The organism is Dyadobacter chenwenxiniae (assembly GCF_022869785.1).
GTDB lineage: Bacteria > Bacteroidota > Bacteroidia > Cytophagales > Spirosomataceae > Dyadobacter > Dyadobacter chenwenxiniae.
Map to the genome: position 1 here is coordinate 864,945 of NZ_CP094997.1, position 21,995 is coordinate 886,939.

Consider the following 21,995-nt stretch of genomic DNA (forward strand, 5'->3'; position numbering starts at 1 on the left):
TGGAAACTCACCATTCGAGTTCAGGAACATTTTGGAAGCTAAAATGTTCGGTAGGAGGCTATTTGAACGTAGTGCAGTTCCATAAACGTCATAATTGGCTACATTTCTTACTGATCTCCGAGACCTCTTATGTTATTGTTAAATTCATTGGCCAACTGAGAAACCATTTTAATTAAGTCCTTAATATTAGGCTGAACATCGGGATTGGTCTCCATTAGCTCAATTATATTCAACATTTTTAATAATGGTGCGCGGACAATATGGGATTCTGACCAGGCAATCTCTTTCATGATCACGTTCTTTCTTCTAACCTTTTGAAGATGGCTTTCAAATTCAGATATATTACGTAGTGTACCCACAGCACGGTAGACTTTCCCATATTGATTTTGCAAAAATATTCCAAAGTAATCAACATTGGCCAGCACTCCATTGGCTTTACGAAAGCGGAACTCCGAGCTAATCATTTTTACCGGAGATGATCCTATTCCATCTTCTATTTCATTCCATATTCTCTTTCGATCCGGGCTGTCAATTTTACTGTAAAATTCATAACTATTACTTTGAGTGGCTGAGTAACCGAAGTTTTCGTAAAACCCGCTCACCCATTCCAACTTATCAGCACAAATATCCCAGTCAAAAATAGCCGCTCCGGTTGCATTGGCTAATGCACTATCACGCTGCTGTGCGCGCTCTAACTGTTGCTTTGCTGTGACCAATTCTGTTACATCTTGTGAAACAAGAACAATCCCCTCGATGCCAGGATCATGCGAAAAATTTACAGCATGTGCTTTTATTGATTGCCAATTTCCCGAGCAAGATTTCATGCGAAATAAAGCAAATTGTATCTTGTTTTGTGTTTGTAGCAATGAGAATGAAGCCTGAAATACGGCACGGTCGGCAGGGTGTATTTGATTAAATATGCTTTTACCCATAAATAGGGATAAATCTGATCCCATTATTGCGGTATGGCTCTCATTTAAAAAGAGATAATTCCCTTCACTGTTCAATACAGAAATCAGATCAGTGGCCTGATTGACTAATGCTAAATAATCGGTTTTGCGTGTCATTTACTTATTGAGGGATTTCCGAAAGGCATGTTTGGTTTGAATGTATCCTTAACGCGCGCTTATCTCCATTAAGAATTTAATTCCAAACTCCAATTTCCTTTAATAAGACATTCCCGTCTACATTTTCAGTCCGTATACAAATCTTATGACGTACACCGACTTCGTGCTTTTCCCAAATGATGTGCTCAATGGAAATGACACGAACCCCCTCATTGATCACAGCATCCGGAAAGGAGGCCACTGATAAAATATCACCTTTGTTAATCGCTCCAAATGGAGTGTCAGATTCAAACGAAACCCAGGATTCCATGGAGTGTGGGGCGTAAATTTCAAGTTGGTAGCTTTTCATACTAAGGCAATGAATTTATATGCGGCTCTACCGTTGAAGGGATCAGGCACAGGTAGTACATCACCTATCCAAGCCATTTGACATGCTTTCAGTAATCCTACTTCCTGCCTAGAATTATAACTTCGGTTTCAGCATACAAAAGTATGTGTAAATCGTGTGAGGGAAAGGGGGTGAATTCGTCAGAAAACGTTTCAAATTTCACTTAATGCTTGTAAATCAGTCCTGTTGTCCGATTGAGGCGGTACTTCTTGTTGCCGGTAGGTCCTGGCATATACGGAGGGTAGCATGTCGTAGCGTTTTTGAAAAAAAATACGGAAGTTTCTGACATCTTCCATGCCGACCATCGATGCTACCTCCGAAACCCGTATGTGCGGGTTCTTAAGTAACTGAGCTGCATTTTTCAGACGGGTATCTCTGATGAACTCGATCACAGTCTGCCCGGTAATTGTTTTGATGCGGCGGTAAAAAACGGACTGACTCATATGCATGTCGTTCACTAAGCATTGCACATTGAAATCACGGTTATTCAGGTTTGCTTCAACCAGTCCCATGGCCTTTTCCAGGAAAAGTTTGTCTTCATCAGCAATTACAATCTGATTGGGCTGCAAAAGAATCTGCGTGTGATAATACTGCTGAAGCCTTTCCCGGTTTTCAAGAAAATTAGCAATTTTAACTCTGAGGATATCTTCATTGAAAGGTTTTACGATGTAGTCATCTGCTCCTGTTTCCAGTCCTTCCAATTCCTGTAAAGCGGCCGCAAGCGCTGTCAGTAATATTACCGGAATATGCGTTGTTTTTTGATTCTGTTTAACTTTTTTGCTTAATTCAAGTCCACTCATTTTCGGCATACTGACATCACTCAGAATCAGATCGGGCAAAATTTCTGTTACTTTCTTCCATCCTTCCAAGCCATCAGCGCATAGAAAGACCCGGTATTGATCACGAAATAAATGATACAGATAGTCTCGGAGATCGGCATTGTCTTCTACGATCAGCAGCTTGTACATTTCATGTTTCGGTAATCTTTGTTCTGCATTTGGCTGAGGCGCCACAGGTTGATTTTGGGTAAAGTCAGGCAACGCAGTGGCAGGGGCTATCTCGCAGTGTCGCAGATGTTTTTTCCCGAAAGGTAACCGCACAATGAACGTCGATCCTGATCCGATTTTACTCTTAAAAGCAATCTCACCGGAATGCCTTTCTACAAACTCTTTGACCAGTGCAAGACCAATTCCAGAACCAGATAAGAACGAAATATTGTTGGAAGCCTGGAAATACGGATCAAAAATCTTTTCCTGATCATCCGCATGAATGCCAATGCCGGTGTCGGTCACAGAAATTTCCAGGAAGTGATCAGCCAGCTTTTTATCATTCCATACAGCGTCGCATTCCGGGTCACCAATTATCGTGGTGACAAAACGGATAGTCCCGCCGGACTTGGAGTACTTAAATGCGTTTGATAAAAGGTTGGTGATTATCACTTCCAGTTTTTCATGATCGAAATACATATGCACGCCGTGAGAAGGAGCATCAAGCTGGTAATGCAGATTAAGCTCGTCAGCCTTAATCTTAAAGATCGAAAAAACCTCAAGGATAAGCTCCATTACATTTTGACTGGACGCAGACAGTTGTACTGCACCTGCCTCGAACTTACGAAAGCTGAGCAACTGATTGACCAGATGAAGTAATTTACGTGATTGTTTGTGCATCATCAGGACTTTCTCACGCATCGCACCGGATTCTGAATATGACCTTGCAAGTTCCTCCATCGGGCCTAAGATCAGCGTGAGTGGTGTGCGCAGCTCATGTGAGACACCTGTAAAGAAGTTGGCTTTCATCTCCGCAATCTTTTGTTCATTCTCGCTTTTGAGCCTTTCCAGTGCCAATTTATTTTCCAGTTTTAACCGGCTGGTTGTTAAGTTTTTGTACCAGAAGAGTGCGGCCAGGATAGCAAAAAGATAAAACAAATACGCCCACCAGGTCTGCCACCAGGGCGGCAGTACTGTGACCCGCACTGGCCGGGATACCGACCATATGCCTTCACCGTTACTGGCCTTTACCTTAAAAACATAGTCGCCGGCTGGCAGATTTGAAAAGCTTGCTATGCGCTGTCCATCGGGAAGCTTAACCCAATTTTCACTATAACCTTGCAGCTTATAAGCGTAAGATTGCTTTTGTGCATTGACATAATTTAACCCCACAAATTCAAACAGAAAGTCATTTTCATCCGGATGAATTGTAACCCCATCCCTTTCTGAAAAAGTTTTATTGACCATGGAACTTCCTGGCTGCCCGCTGGTTTCTGCCAGATTTTTATTCAATACCCTCAATGCGGTTATTCTTACCATCGGGGGGAGGGTAGGACGTATTTCTTCGGGCTTGAACCAAGTAACCCCGTTGGGCCCGCCAAAATACATTGTGCCTGTGGAGGACAGAAAAGCAGATCCAACTTTGAATGAATTACCCTGAAGGCCATCTTTCACGTCGAAGTTTATCAGTTCACCAGTTTTTGGCGTAAATTTTTTCAACCCAGCGCCGCCAATCCAGAGATTTCCCTTTTTATCGATCAATATACTTTCTATATCGCTGTCTGGGACTAAGTGCTGAAATGGACGGAGTACTTCCGACCCATTCCTGATCTCTATTTTATGCAGTCCGCCACCAATCGTTCCAACCCAGATATTTCCGATTTTGTCGCGTGCCAAAGGCCATGCGAAATTGACTTTTAAACTGTTGTCATTGCCAGGATCATGTTTAAACTGTTTGAGTAGTTGTAGCGCTCCGCGTTGCTCCTGCATCTTCAAGACTCCCTGGTCGAGTGAACTGGCCCAGATTACGTCATACACAGGATCATACAGCAGAAAACTGACATCATCGGATGGCAGAGCGCTATTGGAGCGGTTGTAGGACCTAACGAACTGACCTTCTTTGGTAAACAGGATCAATCCTGCGCCGAATGTTCCCACCCAGACCTGACCTTTGTTATCGGAGACAATACTTTCTACACTGATATGGCCCCAGGCAGGCAAGCCTGGCTGCCTGCCAAATGCAACCGGATTTTGAAGCGAATCCGTTTTCGCCAGATACAATCCATTGTAACGTGTACCAACCCACATGCTTTTTCCCACCTTGCAAAAAGCGGATACTTCAACCCCTTCGCCTTTATCCCGGGCCGTTGTTGACAAAAAGTTTGCACAGCTATTGCTTTGCTCATCATATACACAGTAGCCGTTACTTGTGCCAATCCATACTGTTTGTTGCGTGTCGCTCCGAACGATCGAATTAACAAAATTACTGGCTAATGTGTTTTTTTTAGAAACTGAGCGGCTTAAATTATGGAAGCCTTTCGCTTGAAGGCGTATTTTATTCACCCCACCATCTGAGGCGGCCAGCCAGAGGTTTCCAAAATTATCCTGCATGATTCGATGAATCCGCGCTGAATTAATCCCTGATGGATCGGAACCATCCGGAGCGTAATGATGAATATTTTGAGATGCTGGCGCATTCAGGTATTTTTCAACATTTTCGATCATTTTTAAGCCTGAATTTGAGCCGATCCACAAATGGCCGAATGAATCAGAATAAAGACATTGTATATCGTCAAATATCAGGGGGAGTTTTCGAATTGTAGGTTGCCGGTCCGAGGTGCCTTGCTGAATCCGATAAATAGAATGGTCTGAGCCGATCCAGACGTTTCCTTTTTTGTCCCGACCCAAAACCCGGATGTTTTTGTCTGGAATATATTGAATCTCAGTAGCTGTGTATCGGCCTCTATTATGTTGTTTTATGGATTCAACCATCCAAAGCCCTTTGTCCAGGGTTCCGATCCACACTTGTCCGGAGATATTCACAAACACGGTTGTAGCTGCATAATTTAAATCGCCGGTGGGACCCAGGGCTACATTCTGAATGGAGGAGATCACGCCACCCGTGCCCGTCTGCAAGCAAAAAACACCATGCTTCATTGTCGCCACCCACATACGATGACGCTGATCCATGGTTATAGATTTGATATTGGAACTGTGCAGCTTTTTAAGCAACGGATCATGCGAAACCCGGTTGATAGTAAAGGCAGGGCTGTAGAACTGATCCGTCCGCTGATCGTAATAATAGATCCCCGCATTCTCTGTTCCGGCCCATAGCAGTCCGTTCAGATCGACAAACAGGACATGTACCCTGTTCGAAGTAACTCCTGTGGGATTGCTAGGAGGCATTCTGTAATGTTTCAGGCCATAACCATCGTGTCGGTCAACGCCATTGTTGGTCGCTATCCAGATGAAGCCATCGCTGCCTTGCACGACGTCCATCGCATCGCTGTGAGCCAATCCATCATCAACTGTCAAATGCTCGAATTGGATTTCCTGAGCGGTTAAGGCATTGAAACAATGTAAAAAGAAAAATACAAAAAAAACAAATCTATATGGGGCTGCTAACTGCTCAACTGGCCAGATTTTGCTTGCTCTGCCTGCCTGTTTGTTTCTCATAAATATTCGAAATTGGAGGCGTACTGTCTGAATCAGCGTACTGTCTGAATCATGGAAATGTAGCATTAAATAGACGAAAATCTATATAGTTGTTTAAATAATTTGGTACAGGAATTGCTCGGTCGAGATTGCGTGCTACGATTTTCGGTCGCGATGCCAGACGCCGGCCGACTTGCTGTTTAAGGAAGTTGTTGTTATTTAGATGCACAATGGGTGGAGAATTCGGAGCACAGACCACTGCAATTCCGTAATTAAGCACATATCAATTCGGTAGAACCTACCTCAGGGACTAATGCTATTTGCTGTTTCCAATAAAGACCGTCCAAACTCAGTGCTATTTCTTTACGGGTTTTCTTGCCGTTGTTTATGAGTCTGTTTCAATGTTTGGCCACAACTTTGCATAGCATTCAATTATATACTCTCTTCACCTTCAATGGAGTGAATGATTGCATGGAAGATGATATGCCCGATGGTTTTGCAACGATCCGCGGCGCGCAGCAAATTTACAATAGTGCCGAACGTTTCTTTCAAACCCAAACCTTGAAAGCTGATTTTTTGCTTAAAGATCAAGCCGTGGAAAGTGATTTTGCATTTGTTCAAAGCATCGCAACAGTGACAACTGAAAACACCCAAGGTCAATCCATCGCCGTAAAAACGAGGGATTTCTTTGTGGTCCCAAGAGGGGCGGAAGACTGGAAGATTTTCCGGTATATTTTTAACAAGATCTGAATTAGGCACCCACACGCATAAAATCTAAATGACTAATATGAAAGCAGCGGTAATTTACACGGCAGAGCTGGAAGAGTTCCCGAAGTCAACGCATAAGCACAGCTTCTTTGAACTGGTTTACATTATCAGCGGCAGCGGCAAACAGTGCATAAATGAAAATGAATATCACTACAAGCCGGGACAAATGTTTCTTATCACGCCCGAAGACAGCCATTCCTTCGATGTGGAAACGGTATCACCTGGAAATGGTTGATCAACTGATCAATATGATCATTACTATTGTCGCCAGGAACATAGCTGTTAACTGCCGGAGAAAATTGATGATAATACAGACAGGACGATCCTGCATATCATCAGTTATATTCAGGAGAATATTTATACTCCCGAGAAGCTGCGCATAGAAATTATAAGTGACAAATTCGGAATTTCCGGAGGTTATCTTGGGCGTTATTTTAAAACCCATTCCGGGGAAAACATGCGGCATTATATTACCAGTTACAAAATTAAGTTGGTGGAAACCCGTTTGCTGCACAGCAATATGCGGATCAATGAGATTGTAAACAAACTAAGCTTTACGGACGAGAGCCATTTGAACAGGATATTTAAAAAATATAAAAGAATGAACCCAACAGCCTACCGCAGGCTCCATACGGAAGCTGTCATTTAAGTAATGTGTCAGGTTTTTACAAGTGCTAAATTTTGCTGAACTTGTGATTTACAGGGGAGGTAATTATACGCAAGCTCTTGATTCTGCTTAGGATATAGGGAGTTTGATCGGTCACCAATACCTCCGATCGGTGCGATGATTTAAACTATAATAAGTGCGGTCGGAATTTACCGTTAATTCTAAGGAGGACGTACTTGCTCATAAATGTTTCAAATTTCAACATGGACATTTGAATTGCTAAGCTAAACTAAATGGCACTAAAGCATCAGGCTGTCAAAGCCTGATGCGCTGAGTGTGGAAATCTTGGTATCTCGTTTCTTTAATACTGCTGAAAGCGATCCACAATGATGTAATCGACCTTTTTGTCCTTGAAATAAACGCGTACCTGCTCCATCACACCCTGCGATCGAGTGTCGTATATAAATGCCCACGGCAGTTGTGCCTTCTTGGCATCGTATAGGGCGTAGGTGTACTTAGCACCCAGTACAACGCGCTGAAATTTGTGTGTATACTCGGCCTGCTTGCTCAGCGCAACGAGTTTTTTATACAAGATTTCGGGTGCATCGCCAATTTTTATTGCCACCTGTAAATCGGCCGCTTCGGGCCATTGACCCAGCGCTGTACCCTGGTTAAGTCTAATGCTTGTGATTTGACCTGCTGCAAGTTGAAATTGTACGCCGGTTGGGGTATCGAAGGTCTCGTCGAGCACCATCCAGTCGAAAAACTGTAGACGATTTTTCAGGTCACTAACATCAGCAAAATAACTATTAACTGCACCCAGGTAAACGACAGTTTTATTCTCGCGGTAAGCTTCCAAGACTTTAAAAGCGTCATCCGTAGATGTATTGATTGCAATGCCTCTGTAATCGCCCGTTGTGATACTGTCCCTGCCAAGATAGTTTATGCGCGGCTCCGGTTCAGGTCCAACTATTGTCGGCTCATCCTGATCGACCCGGCAGCTCATCATGGCAAGTGTAAAAGACAAGAAGACATGTAAAAATAAGTTAGCTCTCATTTAAGTTTTGAGGTTTAGTGACTTACTGGTGACATGACGGATGTCAATTTGGTTGGAATGGCTACGATATTTTTACATCCGTTTAGTGTAGTAAAATCACAGCCTTCTCCGGAGCATCCCTGTTTTCTGGACGAATTTACTGTAATGCATCTAATTGAATTCATCAAACGCATTCCGGCGCTCGATTAACCCTTCCCTGTGTTGGAATTTGTGATCACCTGCGTTCTGTGAACCATCCCCCAATCAATCATTGAATCGATAACATTTGCAATGTCTTTTCCAGAATTTGTTAACCTGTATTCAATTAAAACGGGTGTCTGATTATACACCTTGCGCTCCACAATACTGTTCATTTCAAGCTCCTTCAATTCTTTTGATAACATTCGGGGAGTTATCTTTTCCGTACTGTCTAACAGGTCTTTAAACCGGTTCACGCCGCGGAGGAGCGCTGCGATAATAGGCAATTTCCATTTGCCACTGATAACGTTTAATGTATCTGTTAAAGCCAGAATGTAAATCCGTGGACACTGCGGGCCTTTTTCACTTCCAATAAAATCTTTAAAGTCACTCATACCAGATATTTACGATGTTCAGTATACAAAAGTATACTGATATTTTATGATAACAAACTATACTAAATATATCAGTAGTGGTAGTTTTGTCCATCAAAAACAAAAATAACATGATACTAGTTACTGGTGCAACGGGGCAGTTTGGCGGGAAAGCCATTGACCATTTATTGAAAAAAGGAATTGAAACATCCCAAATTTCAGCGTTGGTGAGAGACGCAGCAAAGTCAAAGGGCATTCAAGAAAAGGGCATTGAAATAAGAGTTGGAGATTATTCAAATTACGGTTCACTGGTCCAGGCATTTAATGGCATAGACAAGCTATTACTTGTGTCGAGTAATGACCGGCAGGCTGTTGAAAACAGAACAGCCCATCATTTAAATGCCATCAAAGCTGCAAAACAGGCTGGCGTTAAACACATTGTTTATACTTCTTTTGTTAGAAAACCCAACTTTGAAGATTCGGCCATTGCTGGATTTCAAAATGCACATGTCGAGTCAGAGGCGTTCTTAATGAATAGCGGGATTAATTATACGATCCTGCAAAATGGTATTTATCTGGAAATGATACCGGTCTTTCTGGGCGAAAAGGTTGTAGAGAAAGGCACTATTGTATTCCCGGCCCAGAATGGCAGAGCCAGTTACGTGCTTCGGGAGGAGTTAGCGGAAGCCGCGGCGCACATCCTGGCTACGGATGGTCACCAAAACAAGCTGTACAAGTTCACGAATACCGATTCGGTCTCTTTCCTTGACATAGCGGTTGAGCTATCCAGGGCCATCGGAAAAGAAGTGGCATATCATTCTCCACCGGTGGAAGAATTTGAATCAATGCTAAAAAGTTTTGGTGTGCCGGATCAGTATATCGGGATGTTCACCACATGGGCTACGGCATTATCACAGCATACAATGGATGCAGATGATCCTACTTTGGAGCGCTTTTTAGGGAGAAAACCAACCACAATGAAGCAGTTTATCGATCAGGTTTACGCCCATGCTGATAGTGAAAATGTGTCTCAGGTTTAATAGACATTAATATAAACCAACCCGAAAAGTAAAAAGCGTATATCGCTTACCAATAAATTACGATAAGCTATATACGCTACTCTTTTAACTTATCCTCTTTTTGGACAACAAAATCCTGCTTTGTTTAAACAGCCACGTAGTAAATGAACTAAATGTTCTTAATCTTCGACCTACAATGCGGGCATCACGAATTCGCCTTAATGTTTTTAGCCTTAAGATATCTTGCATTTCGACTTGTCTGCAACCATAAACTTAACGCCCTAAAACGTCCAATACTGACCCAGCTAGATCAGTATCGGATGTACAAAAGACACCAATGCCTTCTATTAAATACAATGAGGCTAGAACAAATTCATACTTTCACTGTGCTGGTAATGTATACCGCAAGCGAGCCATCTAATGTAAGTTTCTGAAACGGTAACCGTCATGTTTAGGTTAAGCACGTCGGCGTCGGCTTAATGCGAGATCATAAATAAGGCTGGGTTTGTAACCGCTTGGAGCTGTCTATAAATTCGGTGGTTAAAACGAAATATGGAAGCTCACTACTTTTAGCAGTTTCAGTTATCTGGAAGCTTATTTTAGTATGTTTCAAGTGCTTGGGAGTACGTTAAATCGTACTATTGTCAGCTATTAATTGTGGGGGTATCAGTGTATCCAATACACAATAATGTCTGCCCTTCATGAATCGGTGGAGTGCCCACTTTATACAGGATGACCCCATTTTGATCTGTATTAAGATCAGCTATTCGTTTTCCAAAGACATCCGTTATATTACCGATCTTTTGCCCTTTCAAAACTTGATCGCCACTTTTTAAGTCACTATAAAATATCCCTTTTACAGGCGATTTAATGTAATGCTGCCTATTTAGCACAGCGGGTTTTGAGATAGGTTTATTAGATCATCATAATGCCAATTGGCAGAAATCTTGCGACCACCGCATTTGAAAAATAAGGATGCCCTAAAAAATGTGGGCATCCTTAAAGCTACCGAAGCTGGCAGGGTTTCCCACCCAGAACGGGTGGGCAAAGAAAAAGTATTTCAAGCGTATTTTTACGCAGAGAACCTATTTAGCCCTGAAGGAGACTCAAACTGATTAAAGCGTAGTATTGATTTTGGAATTGAGACCAGCAAGTGCCGAATTAGTTTTTGTCGGTTACATTTGTGGTGGCATCGGTAAAGACGCGCTAATAATTATTTCTTCAAAACCTTTACAGTTTGCGTTTGGGTCGGCGTACTCACGCGCATCAGGTATAGTCCGGTTTGCTTTTGTGCCATCGGGATTTCTTCCTGATAAACTCCGTTTTGGGCTTTCACCACTTTGTCAAAGATCGTCCGGCCCGAGACGTCCGATAATTGTAGGCGTATCGTTTCGCCATTGGCACCTTCCACATTCACAGAGAATTGATCCAAAACCGGATTCGGATAAGTAGTAGCCTTGAATGCAACTTCGGGTGCAAAGTTTTCAAGTCCCGTACTATCGCCCGCGAAAGCACTTCGCATAGTATTGTCAGCTGAAAATGCACTTTGTTGTGCCGGGGCAGGAGAGCTAATGCCAGGTGACGTTTGAATTCCCTGATATCCGCCGGCGGTAATGAACATGCCATTGCCGTATGTAATGGTCAGCAAGTCAACGGTTACCTTGCTCTTCAAAGCCGTCCACGATACACCGGGAACATATCGGAACAATTTTCCATCTCTTCCGCAAATCACGAACTGGCCATTTTCATACACCACGTCGAGATAGTCAATATCACTGTACGGATCGCTGGTTGCCACCCATATCTTGCCATCGAACGATGTTGCAAACGACTTTGCGAGACCCACAGCTATCCATCTGCCATTGCCATAGGTTACACTTTCCAATGGATAGGGCGTACCGCTGGCCCTGAATGTCCATTGATTGCCATCTGTGGAGGTTGCCACAACTCCCTGCAATCCTACCAGTACGAACATTCCGTTGGCATATGCCACAGCTTTGTAATGGTAGGAACTCTTAGTGACGGCCTTGATCCAGCTTTTGCCATCTGAGGAATATAGTATGAGGCCATTATCGCCGACTGCAACGAATTTGCCACCTCCATATGCAACGCCTTCCAGCCTTTGGCCGTACTCCACGCGACTATAACTCCATACGTAACCGTCGGTAGAGGTTTGAATGATGGCGTCCGTGCCCACGGCTACGAAAAGACCTTTTCCAAATGTGACAGAGGTAAAGACTGATGCCCCGAGATTCAATTGGATCGTTTCCGCCGCTTTATAATTGATGCCATCCAGCGTAGTTAAGATCAGGTTGCGCTGTGTTCCATAGATTTCGCCGTTGTTCGATCCGCCAGCGAGTACAAGACGCCCGTTTCCATAAGCGGAACCGCAAATGAACGTCTTCCAGTGATTGACTGTTTCGGAAACCCATGTGGCGCCGTCGGTATAGGAAGACCGGAACATGCAGCCTTCTCCCGTGGCCAGAAACTGATTCTGAAGATAGCGCACACTATAAAGGGTCTGATCGATGGCGGTTCCGACGAGCGGCGTATTCCAGGAAACACCGTCAGCGGAAGTAAGTACCTTGTTTTTGTTTTGGATCATGACAACAAACTTACCCGTGTTCGGATTAGATGCCACTGCTTTCAGGATCAATGTCTGGTCAATCAGGCTATAAGAGGTCCAATCCATTCCGACTGCCGAAGAGATGATGGTACCTTTGATGCCCACTGCCACGAAACGTCCGAATTTGTTCATGCTAACGCCATACAAGGTGTTAGTTGTTGCAGAAACCCTTGCAGTCCATGTTGCACCATTGTCACTGGATGTTTTTAAAATGCCACTATCGCCGACTGATACAAAAAGTCCATTGCCGTAAACCACGTCGTAGAGACTGTTTTGCTGCTTATCAGATCTGTTAGTCCAGTCAATGCCACTCGATGATGTTAACCGGCAACCCCACATCCCTACCGCGACGAAAGTTCCGCCGCCGTAGGCAATGCTGTACAGATTCCGGTCTGTTCCTGAATTGTGCTGGTACCAGTTCAGGCCGTCGGTTGAGGTCATGACTGTCCCGAGATCCCCCACCACTACAAAAAACCCGTTGGCGTATATAATGCGCCTCAGATTTCTGGTCTTGCCGACGGGTGATGATCGTTCGTTCCAGGTAATGCCGTCGGTTGAAACCCGGATCATCCCGGACTGTCCCACTGCTACATATTTTCCTGCACCAAAGGCTACATCAAAAAGAATATTGTCAGGCAATAGCGGGCGGCTCGTCCAATCGATCTGTGCGTGGGCTGCAAAAGTCTGGACAAAAAGCAGGAATACCAGCAGAGCACGAGTGAAGTAAATAGTTGGTCTTATAGTAATAGAAAGTTTCATGACTAATGTGAATTTGTATTTAAAGAAATGAAATTGGCGTTTTCAAAGACAATCGCCGGCTAATTTTTACGACCATCTGAGAACTGGTATATCAGCAGAAAAAGCAGAAAGGCCAGTCCCGGTAAGTCAGGTAACAAGAGCAACAGTTTTGCTGCTAATTGAAAACCATTGCTGACCAGCCACAAGCTTGCCGGCAATGCAATTGCGGGCAAGCCGATTGCGATAACCGCAGCCCTGTAAAAAGATGCAGGCGGGCCTCCCGGAGTGGTGTATACGCTGTCTCTGAAAAGATAAAGCAGCACGAGCAGGATACCGGCGCAAAAAGCCCAAAGAATCCAGAATAAAATCATTGTTAGAATTGTTGGAGCGGGCCTGTTTGGTAAAAGGCCCGAGACAGTCAAATCCCCGGCCTTGAAATCGCATTAATATTGGATATGAACATTTTCATGATAAATATCCAGCACCAGGGTATCTGTATTTTTGACTTGCACCAGAATATATTTTCCACCTGGTGTTTTGTACACAAGCACTGTTCCGACGGGAATATGGTTTGTCCAGAATGTGGAGCCCGCTGGGGCCCAGCTCGCGCCGCCTTTGATGTAAAATTTGAGCGTATCCAAGTATTCCTTCGTAAGGGTACTTACATCCTGAATGCCTGCATTTGCATAATGCATAGATTCGGTATTGATCGCATTATAGCAACCGAAACCAGATCCCCAGCTGATATCTCCTGCATGCTCATCAACGATCGAGAATGGGCTTGTCAGTTTCAAACCTTTAAGAAACGGGACCGTTGCCGTGTGGACGTATTTCCAGCTAGATGTTGAGATCGGCGGTTTCCGTTTAGGTGTCGTGCCGCCTACCTGCATCGCTGTTGTAGCCTCGTTTGGTGCGGATTGATAAGCATCAACTGCAGATATTGCGCCGCCATCCGGCGTTAACTCATTTGGTTTTTCGCAGCTGAAAATTGAGAGCGAAAGTAAAAGCATTGCGGTACTTATAAGAACATTTTTCATGGCGTTGCATGTGGTTTAAATTGTTTGATTTTAGTCATGTTAGCAACGGATCCACAGATGCAGATGCGTTTGGTATTGGACTGATGCAAACTTAGAGATGGCAGTGGCAGGCATCCTAATTGGCGCGGTATGCGAAAGGTACACAAGCCCAAAAAGTAGGTATACAATAGGTATACAAAACTGCAATAGAATAAGTATTTACCTTTTTCTTGTCGAAATATTGCCCGCAGAGCTAGCTATCGATAAGTCTTATATCACAAAAAGCGCTCTACTTTATAATTGTTACCTCATTTCCAGTTTCAGCAGGTTCCTCGAAGCGTGAGGGCTTGGAAAACTTTCTGGCCTAAGAATGATCTTATACGGCTACCTAACGGAACTTGCCATTTTCATGGCCTAAGGGCCAGAAGCAGAGTTCCGACATCCCGAATAGCATTGGCAATGTTGATAAGAACCAGAAGAATTACGACGACGGATTGGAAGGCCCAGGCGATATGGTTTTGAGAGGGGGTAAGCAGCTTTGCAGGATTCAGCAATGCTTATAAGAAGGGAAAATACTGTTAAGTAGGCTTTGGAAACCTGCTAGATATCAAACCATTTTTTAAAAGCTGGAGCTTTTTCACGGCTGATGTCCAACTCCATTGTTAAAGGACTTTTGAGTGCTACGGTTAACTTTTGGTTTTCATGCATACGAATACCATGAATGGCTTCAATGTTGATGATGAACTGACGATTCGCCCTGAAAAACTTTTTAGGATCAAGCAGCTCTTCAATCTCGTCCATTGTCGTGAAGTCGACTACGTGACGGTCACCTTTTAGCGTATACAAAAAATGAATGTTATCCTTGGCAAAACAGGCAATATCATCTGTGCTGACCGGAATCCACTGATTCCGCATACAAACAAGAAACTTTTTCTTGTATTCGGTTTGTGAAGGGTGCGCGAAAGCATGCAGTAATTGGTGCAGGTTGGATTGCAGATAATAGCTATCACCCAGAAGCGCGCGGCATTTATCCGTCGCTTTTTTCAGTTCTGTTTCATCAACAGGTTTCAGCAGATAATCTACTCCGTTGACCTTGAAAGCCCGGATCGCATATTCGTCATAAGCAGTGGTAAAAATGACGGGGCAATTAATTTTTACATGCTCCATTAGCTCAAAACTAACCCCGTCACCAAGTTGGATATCCATAAACATCAGGTCTGGATGCGGATTCCCTTTAAGCCAGGCAATGGACTCTTCAAGGCTGAAAAGTACCTTTACAACCATTATATCACTGGCAACAATGGCGATTTTTCGCTGCAATTCCCTGGCTACCAGGCTTTCATCCTCAATGATAATGGCTTTCATCATATTAAAGGAATTTTAACAATAAAGAATTTTTCATTTTCAATGATCTCGATCGTCTGGTCAGTCAGATACTGGTAAAGCGAGATTAAATTCGTAAGACCCTTTCTGTTGCTGGTTTCTACAAAATTTTTACGCTGGAGAATGTTACGTACCACGAGTTTGTCATTTTCTGTGAATATGTCGATTATCAGCGGTCTGGAAGGCGAAATTTTGTTGTGTTTTATTGCATTTTCAATCAGATTTTGCAGCGTCACCGGGGCAATCTTCCAATGTTTGTGTTCATGATTTACATCTACATTTACTTCCAAGCCATCTTCAAAGCGCGTTTTCTGAAGTCTGATATAGGTCTGAGTGAACTGCAGTTCACTTGCTAGTGACACCAGTTCACTATCCCGGTTTGTAAGGATATACCGGTAAGTGCTGCTCAGACTTTCCAGGAATTTCCCGGCCCTGAGCTGGTCTACCTGGATAAGACTACTTAGTGAAGTTAAAGAATTGAATAGGAAATGCGGGTTAAGTTGCTGTTTCAGGCTGTCGTACATAACCATCGCCTTTTCTTTTTCAAGCGAATTGGCCTTGCTTTCGAGCGCATAAAGTTTCTGTTCCTGCCGCACGCGATACTTGATGAATAGGTAGATAATACAGCCAGCTAAGAAAATCGTAGCAAGCCGGAACCACCATTGTTTATAATAAACGGTTTCAATATGTAGCGGCAAATTTACCGCCGCTACCTTCCAGTCTGCGTCTACACTGCTAACTTTTACTTTAAAAATATAGTCTCCGCCCGGCAGGTTTGTGTAGCTCGCATACCTGCGGCTCCCGGACGTGACCCAGGTTTCATCCAGACCTTCAAGCATATACGCATAATGCTGCTTTTCGGGCTGGTCCAGGTCAATGGCTGCAAACTCAAAAGACAATCTGTTTTCATCCGATCCAAGGTTTATTTTTCCGTCACGCCTGAACTGGTTTTCAAAATATCTCTCCTGGTCATTAACTTTCAAAGACGTTAGTAAAACGGGCACGGCAGCCCGTTTCATTGTCAGGAATGCAGGGTCGAATTCATAATGTCCCTGAGCCAGGCTAAAACGCATCGTGTGGTCGCCGTAGCGCATGATCCGCTGCTCGGTTTCTGAATATTGTATCCCGTCCGATGGGCCAAAACTGGTGATACTATGATTTTCAGGCTTTACAACACAAAGTAACGAGCTGGTAACGCACCATATCTTCCCATAAGCATCGTCACACAAGTCATATACAATGTCGCCGCGGAGACCATGTTCGGCTGTAAGCATGCATGTCCGCACAGCGGCATTATTTGCGATTTCGAAACTCAGCAAACCAGCGTTGGTCCCGGCCCAGATCGTTCCGTCGCGGTCAGTGATTAATGCGTGGATGTGATTTCCGGCTGCCTGCCCCAGGACTTTGGCTGAAATGCGCATGAATTGTTGCGTCTTCACGTCAAAATAGGCCAGATACCCGTTGACGCCTCCAATCCAGACATTCCCTTTAAAGTCCATGGAAATTGCCTTTATGTTCGATTCCGGGATATGGTTTTTGCCTTTCTGAAAGGCCGCATAATGCCTGTAGATTCCTGATTTTCTTTCATATACAAATACACCATTGCGCCTGCTCGTGATCCAGATATCCCCCTCCTTGTCTTCGCAGATCCTGTAAAATAAGTTAGAAGTATTTTCGATAGCTGAGAACAACGGCGGCTGGACTGGTTTTCGAAGTGCTAGTTTATCCTGATCCAGGTGGTAAATATAATCGCGGGTCGCTATCCAGATCACACCTTTACTATCTTCTAAAATATCGTTAACGATCATCACTTTTTCATCGAGGTCAAAATCAAAAGAAAGCGTCCTGTTTGTTCGTTTTTCTTTGTCGTATATGTGTATACCGTCAGCAAACATGGTTCCCTTGATCAGAAAACGTTTGTTTTCGAAGATTTTGGAAATGATATAAAGCTCCCCATTATCCGATTTTGTCACCGGGGTTTTGAAAAAAGAAAATTTCTTTTTGTCGATCTGCACTTTGTATAAACCCTTTTCATGGTTAAGCCAAAAATTTCCAGACCTGTCTTTCCAAAGCCCGAAAAAGTGGCCCGCAGGTAATTCAGGAATGTTTTTATAAAAATGAAATGTACCTCTGGATTTCAGGAAATAGCCAAGTCCGCCCGTTGTCGCGGCTGTAATCCACAAAGTATCCCTGCCCTTTGCCACCATGCCGCTGATAATGTTGGTAGTGCCGCTGACAATCCCCGGCTCATTCCTGAAATTCCCCCATTTTTCGGAACGGGGATGATAATACGAAATGCCTCCTGACCAAGAACCCAGCCAGATCGTGTCCCGATCGTAATGAATAGACGTAAAAAGATCGCTTCTAATAAAGTTCTGCGGCGGGATTGGAAAGGGTATTGATCGCAGCTTAGTCGTTTTTTTATCAAAATGGTATAGTCCGTCTGCCGTGGCGACCCAGAACTTGCCCTTTTTTACCTCAACGATGCCGGTTGCATAGTCATACAGGCGCCTTCTGCTGTCCAGCGGAGTACCCGCAGGCAAAAGACTGTACCTGACACATTGCCCGCTTTTTTTATCAAGACGCATAAAACCCTCCCTGTGAATGCTGATCCAAACATCATTGTCCATATCGACGTGCAACATTCGTATCTCATGTGTGGGAAAACGTTTGTTATTTTTATCAACCAGCGGATAATTTCTGAAATGCCCTGTTGCAGGATTATAGGAAGACACGCCGCCCTGCTGGTATCCTATCCAGATCAGCCCGTCAAGCCCCTCAGCCAGTGTGGTGATGTAGTTGGAAGAAAGTGAATTGGTATCGGCCGATTCCTTATTGAACATTTTGAACCGGTACCCGTCAAAACGGGCAAGCCCCTCAATCGTTCCAAACCAGAGCAGGCCCTTCTTATCCTGGATCATACACCGCACATACTTGCTGGCCAGCCCTTCTGATTCGTCGTAGCTTGTAACCCTGAAAGCCAGGTCCTGGCTATGCACAAAATGAAAGGAGCAGACAAGGAAGCATTTGAAAAGGAAGTGTGTATAGTGTCTATGAATTACAGGCCTCATGAAAGTGAAGGGTAAGCAAGAAGTAATTGCTGAGATTGTTACCCTAAAATTTGCAAAAAAATCAGATCAATCTTAGTTCTTTTTTGTGAAACGTGTTAATCTGAGAATCAAGTGTGTTTCAAATGAATTGATCCGTCCCGTTGGGTTTTTCGTTAAAACAACGCTGCATATACGTTCATCTGCCTGTAAACCCTTCCTTGTGATTTCACTACGCTTCAGACTGAAAAGGTAGCACCTCACATAGTTAAATTTTTACCAAAAACGGCATTAATATACTTTTGAAGAAAAAAGATGCCCTTATTGTTTGGAAGAAAATGGATACGCACATTATTGACAACTTTAAAAAATATTTCGAAAGTCTTCCGCATTTGGAAGGGATACAGACTGAGGCGTTTTATGCAGAAGATGTACAGTTTCAGGATCCCATCCGTAAAATCAAGGGGGTGGACAATGTGCGGTTGTATCACAATCGATTTTGTGGAAACCTGGTTAGAGGTGGGTTTAGATACACACAGCAAACACTATTGCATGATAAAGCCTATTTGTCATGGAGACTCGAACTGGAATATAAAGTGTCGAAAAGGCGGGTCCATGTTTCAGGGATTACAGTTCTGTTGCTATCCGACAAAATCATTTCCCACTGTGATTACTACGATGCAGGGGCACTTTTTTACGAAAATTTACCGGTTATAGGCTTTGTTATCAGGATTTTGAAAAGGCAACTTTCGAGAGGTTGCTGAAGGGAAAAGTAATTACAGTTGTAAGACATTATTTCTATTAGCCATGAAAATTGCCCAAATGTTAAAATTAAAATTCATTTCTACTTTTCTACTTTTAATCTGGATGATCCTATGCAATTGTATAGGTTTTGCAGGGAGATCAGTTGTGGTTGCCAGCACGGATAATTGGGAAACGCCAGTAAAATTTTTGAAAACCTATACTATATTGACGGATACGTCTGCATGAAACTCACGCTCTACTTCCTTATTATAACCTCATCATCCGTTTTTGCACAACACTCTAAGCTCGATAGCCTGGAAAATCTTCTCGCCAAAGGACAGTCTGACACCGCGAAAATCAATCTCACATTTGAAATCGCTATCGAGTCGTGGAGCACAGCGCCGGAAAAAACATTGGAAAATGCTGAAAAGGTATTGGCCATGTCCAAAAAAATTGGGTATAAAAAAGGTGAAGCGGATGGCCAATATGCCCTGGGTGTTTATTACTGGCAAAAAAACAAGTATCCCGAAGCAATTGCGCATTATTCTAAAAGCGAAGACATTTCCCGTAAGATTGAAAATCAAGTGGGAATCGGAAAGGCGATTGCAAGCGCGGGCATTGTTTATGAAGAACAGGGAAATTATAGCCAGGCATTGGATAACTACCTAACGGCGCTTGCTATTTTTCAGGGACTAAAGGACCAGAAGCGCAGTTCCAACATCCTGAACAGCATTGGAAATGTCCATAAGAACCAGAGGAATTACGACGAAGGATTGTCGTTTTACCGCCAAGCCCAGGCGATCTGGATAAAATTGGGCGATAAAAAGTCCCTGGCTGGGTCTTACGTTAATATTGCCACGATATATATCAAAAAGAGAGATTACCATACTGCACTCTCCAGCGTGAAAAAGGGTTTAAAGCTTTTTGACCAGTTTAAGGATACAAACGGGAAGATCATTTGTCACAATAACCTAGGCGAAATTTATTTTCAAACTGCAAAGTATGATTTGGCAGCTGCTGAATACGAGCAGGCTCTGGCCATTAACCGGGAATTTCAGCGCAAACCAGCGATGGTTGGTTCCTATAACGGGCTTGGACATGTTTACTCTAGAACCAACCAGCATGCAAAAGCGCTCGCCAGTTATTACCAGGCACAGGAGTTGGCGAAAGCAAATGGAATAAGGCCTGCACTGCAGCTGGCGTATGAAGGATTGGCGAGTGTTTATGGGCAAACAGGCAACTACGCAAATGCATTTCGTTTCCAAAAGCTGGCTACGGATTTGAAAGATTCGCTTTTTAATGAAGAGAGTACAATTCAGATGACCAACCTGCGCGTTCACTATGAGAATGAGCTGAAGGAGAAGGAGATTAAACTACTGAAAAAAGAAAGGGGCCGTGGCGATGCTGCGCGCAATATGATTATGGTTGGACTACTGGTAGTTCTCATTGTGGTTGCACAAACTTCTAACCGTCAGCGGCGGAAAGATGCAAAAAACAAGGAACTGCAGGCTGCCCAAAAAGCGCTGGCTGATATTGAAATCCAGAATAGTTTGGAAAAAGAGCAGCATCTTACAAATGAATTACAATTCAAAAATAAAGCTTTGACCACACACACGCTAAACCTAATTCAAAAAAACAGTATCCTTGAAGACATCCGCGAGACAGTTACACTGGCATTAAAATCAGGACCAAAAGATCAGAATACACCACTTTTCAGCAGACTGATCAATTTGATTGATTACAGTTTTAACCTTGATAAAGATTGGGACGAGTTTAAGGCTTATTTCGAAGGCGTTCACCCCAATTTCTTCTCTACACTGAAAGGTACACACCCTGAACTAAGTGCGGGAGAGTTAAGGCTCTGCGCGCTGGTCCGGCTAAACCTTAATTTAAAAGAATCTGCTGGTCTGCTCAGCATTTCACCTGACAGCGTAAAAACTGCCCGCCACAGACTTCGAAAAAAACTTAAATTAGGCGAGGAAAACAATTTATTGGAGTATTTAATGCGAATTTAAGCTCTGATTACCTTTTGTATACCGCAATTCTTTGGTGATGCGGGTTAAAATGGGTCCCTTTGTTTTAAGAATCAATCTTTACTCTCTTAATCATTACCCAATTGACTGACCGCAAAACACTTACTATAAAAAACACATGGAGCTATGTGATCGCCCAGCCGGAATTGGCCGGGGAATTATTCTATGAGAAACTTTTTGAACTGGACCCTACACTGCGGGGTATGTTTCCACCGGACCTGGGGCACCAGGCGCAAAAGCTGACGGATATGATCACCTATATGGTTAGACGTATGCAGGCCATGCCCGATATTCAAAAAGAAATCGACGCCCTGGCGGTTCGGCACGCAGGCTATGGTGTCCATGATGCGCATTATATCACGGTAGGAGGGGCCTTGCTATCGACGCTGGAAAAACTCCTTGAAGAGCACTGGGATGAAGAATGCTGCCAGGCATGGACTGAACTATATAATATTTGGGCAAGCTCAATGATCAAGGCTTCTCACGAAGCCCGGAATAATTCCCTATAATTGTTTACATTATATGCACCT

17 protein-coding genes are annotated in these 21,995 nt (G+C 43.5%); 7 read left to right on the forward strand and 10 right to left on the reverse strand.

From position 1 onward, the window contains the following. Positions 1 to 107 precede the first annotated feature (107 nt). The 3 genes from MUK70_RS03615 to MUK70_RS03625 all read right to left on the reverse strand — a co-directional run bounded on the left by MUK70_RS03615 (position 108) and on the right by MUK70_RS03625 (position 5,897). Positions 108 to 1,067, reverse strand: a complete 960-nt coding sequence (locus MUK70_RS03615; protein WP_234658878.1) for a PAS domain-containing protein — start codon at positions 1,065 to 1,067, stop codon at positions 108 to 110. 76 nt (positions 1,068 to 1,143) lie between these two features. After that, positions 1,144 to 1,416, reverse strand: a complete 273-nt coding sequence (locus MUK70_RS03620) for a hypothetical protein (RefSeq protein ID WP_234658879.1) — start codon at positions 1,414 to 1,416, stop codon at positions 1,144 to 1,146. 191 nt (positions 1,417 to 1,607) lie between these two features. Beyond that, complete coding sequence (locus MUK70_RS03625; RefSeq protein ID WP_234658880.1) at positions 1,608 to 5,897, reverse strand: hybrid sensor histidine kinase/response regulator transcription factor; 4,290 nt, start codon at positions 5,895 to 5,897, stop codon at positions 1,608 to 1,610. A gap of 438 nt (positions 5,898 to 6,335) precedes the next feature. Between MUK70_RS03625 and MUK70_RS03630 the strand changes: the two genes are divergently transcribed. The 3 genes from MUK70_RS03630 (at position 6,336) to MUK70_RS03640 (ending at position 7,293) form a co-directional block, all read left to right on the forward strand. After that, positions 6,336 to 6,626, forward strand: a complete 291-nt coding sequence (locus MUK70_RS03630; RefSeq protein ID WP_234658881.1) for a hypothetical protein — start codon at positions 6,336 to 6,338, stop codon at positions 6,624 to 6,626. Positions 6,627 to 6,663: 37 nt separating this feature from the next. Further along, positions 6,664 to 6,879, forward strand: a complete 216-nt coding sequence (locus MUK70_RS03635) for an AraC family ligand binding domain-containing protein (protein ID WP_234658882.1) — start codon at positions 6,664 to 6,666, stop codon at positions 6,877 to 6,879. Between the two features lie 153 nt (positions 6,880 to 7,032). Beyond that, positions 7,033 to 7,293, forward strand: a complete 261-nt coding sequence (locus tag MUK70_RS03640; RefSeq protein WP_256464074.1) for a helix-turn-helix domain-containing protein — start codon at positions 7,033 to 7,035, stop codon at positions 7,291 to 7,293. 319 nt (positions 7,294 to 7,612) lie between these two features. Here the strand turns inward: MUK70_RS03640 and MUK70_RS03645 are convergent, their stop codons facing one another. Together MUK70_RS03645 and MUK70_RS03650 are read right to left on the reverse strand one after the other, a co-directional pair. Beyond that, the gene (locus MUK70_RS03645; RefSeq protein WP_234658883.1) at positions 7,613 to 8,308 is read right to left on the reverse strand and encodes a hypothetical protein; all 696 of its coding nucleotides are present in this window, start codon (positions 8,306 to 8,308) and stop codon (positions 7,613 to 7,615) included. A gap of 185 nt (positions 8,309 to 8,493) precedes the next feature. Then, a complete protein-coding gene (locus MUK70_RS03650) occupies positions 8,494 to 8,880 on the reverse strand; it encodes a winged helix-turn-helix transcriptional regulator (RefSeq protein WP_234658884.1) in 387 nt (128 codons plus the stop codon). Positions 8,881 to 8,990: 110 nt separating this feature from the next. Between MUK70_RS03650 and MUK70_RS03655 the strand changes: the two genes are divergently transcribed. After that, a complete protein-coding gene (locus MUK70_RS03655; RefSeq protein WP_234658885.1) occupies positions 8,991 to 9,899 on the forward strand; it encodes an SDR family oxidoreductase in 909 nt (302 codons plus the stop codon). A 1,192-nt stretch (positions 9,900 to 11,091) separates the two neighbouring features. On the opposite strand, the gene MUK70_RS03660 is transcribed toward MUK70_RS03655, so the two are convergent. The 5 genes from MUK70_RS03660 to MUK70_RS03680 form a co-directional block, all read right to left on the reverse strand. Continuing rightward, positions 11,092 to 13,263: a T9SS type A sorting domain-containing protein gene (locus MUK70_RS03660; protein WP_234658887.1), complete on the reverse strand. Its 2,172-nt coding sequence runs from the start codon at positions 13,261 to 13,263 to the stop codon at positions 11,092 to 11,094. 59 nt (positions 13,264 to 13,322) lie between these two features. Continuing rightward, positions 13,323 to 13,613: a hypothetical protein gene (locus MUK70_RS03665; protein ID WP_234658888.1), complete on the reverse strand. Its 291-nt coding sequence runs from the start codon at positions 13,611 to 13,613 to the stop codon at positions 13,323 to 13,325. A gap of 72 nt (positions 13,614 to 13,685) precedes the next feature. Further along, complete coding sequence (locus tag MUK70_RS03670; protein WP_234658889.1) at positions 13,686 to 14,279, reverse strand: hypothetical protein; 594 nt, start codon at positions 14,277 to 14,279, stop codon at positions 13,686 to 13,688. 579 nt (positions 14,280 to 14,858) lie between these two features. Then, on the reverse strand, positions 14,859 to 15,626 hold the full coding sequence (locus MUK70_RS03675; RefSeq protein ID WP_234658890.1) for a LytR/AlgR family response regulator transcription factor: 768 nt from the start codon (positions 15,624 to 15,626) through the stop codon (positions 14,859 to 14,861). Then, positions 15,623 to 18,712, reverse strand: a complete 3,090-nt coding sequence (locus tag MUK70_RS03680; RefSeq protein WP_234658891.1) for a two-component regulator propeller domain-containing protein — start codon at positions 18,710 to 18,712, stop codon at positions 15,623 to 15,625. Before MUK70_RS03680 ends, MUK70_RS03675 begins: the two co-directional genes overlap by 4 nt. Before the next feature lie 278 nt (positions 18,713 to 18,990). On the opposite strand from MUK70_RS03680, the gene MUK70_RS03685 reads away from it, so the two are divergent. The 3 genes from MUK70_RS03685 (at position 18,991) to MUK70_RS03695 (ending at position 21,974) form a co-directional block, all read left to right on the forward strand. Then, positions 18,991 to 19,452, forward strand: coding sequence for a nuclear transport factor 2-like protein (locus MUK70_RS03685; protein ID WP_234658892.1), 462 nt, complete (start codon positions 18,991 to 18,993; stop codon positions 19,450 to 19,452). Positions 19,453 to 19,674: 222 nt separating this feature from the next. Continuing rightward, on the forward strand, positions 19,675 to 21,447 hold the full coding sequence (locus MUK70_RS03690) for a tetratricopeptide repeat protein (RefSeq protein WP_234658893.1): 1,773 nt from the start codon (positions 19,675 to 19,677) through the stop codon (positions 21,445 to 21,447). Positions 21,448 to 21,548: 101 nt separating this feature from the next. Then, on the forward strand, positions 21,549 to 21,974 hold the full coding sequence (locus MUK70_RS03695) for a globin domain-containing protein (protein WP_234658894.1): 426 nt from the start codon (positions 21,549 to 21,551) through the stop codon (positions 21,972 to 21,974). Positions 21,975 to 21,995 lie beyond the last annotated feature (21 nt).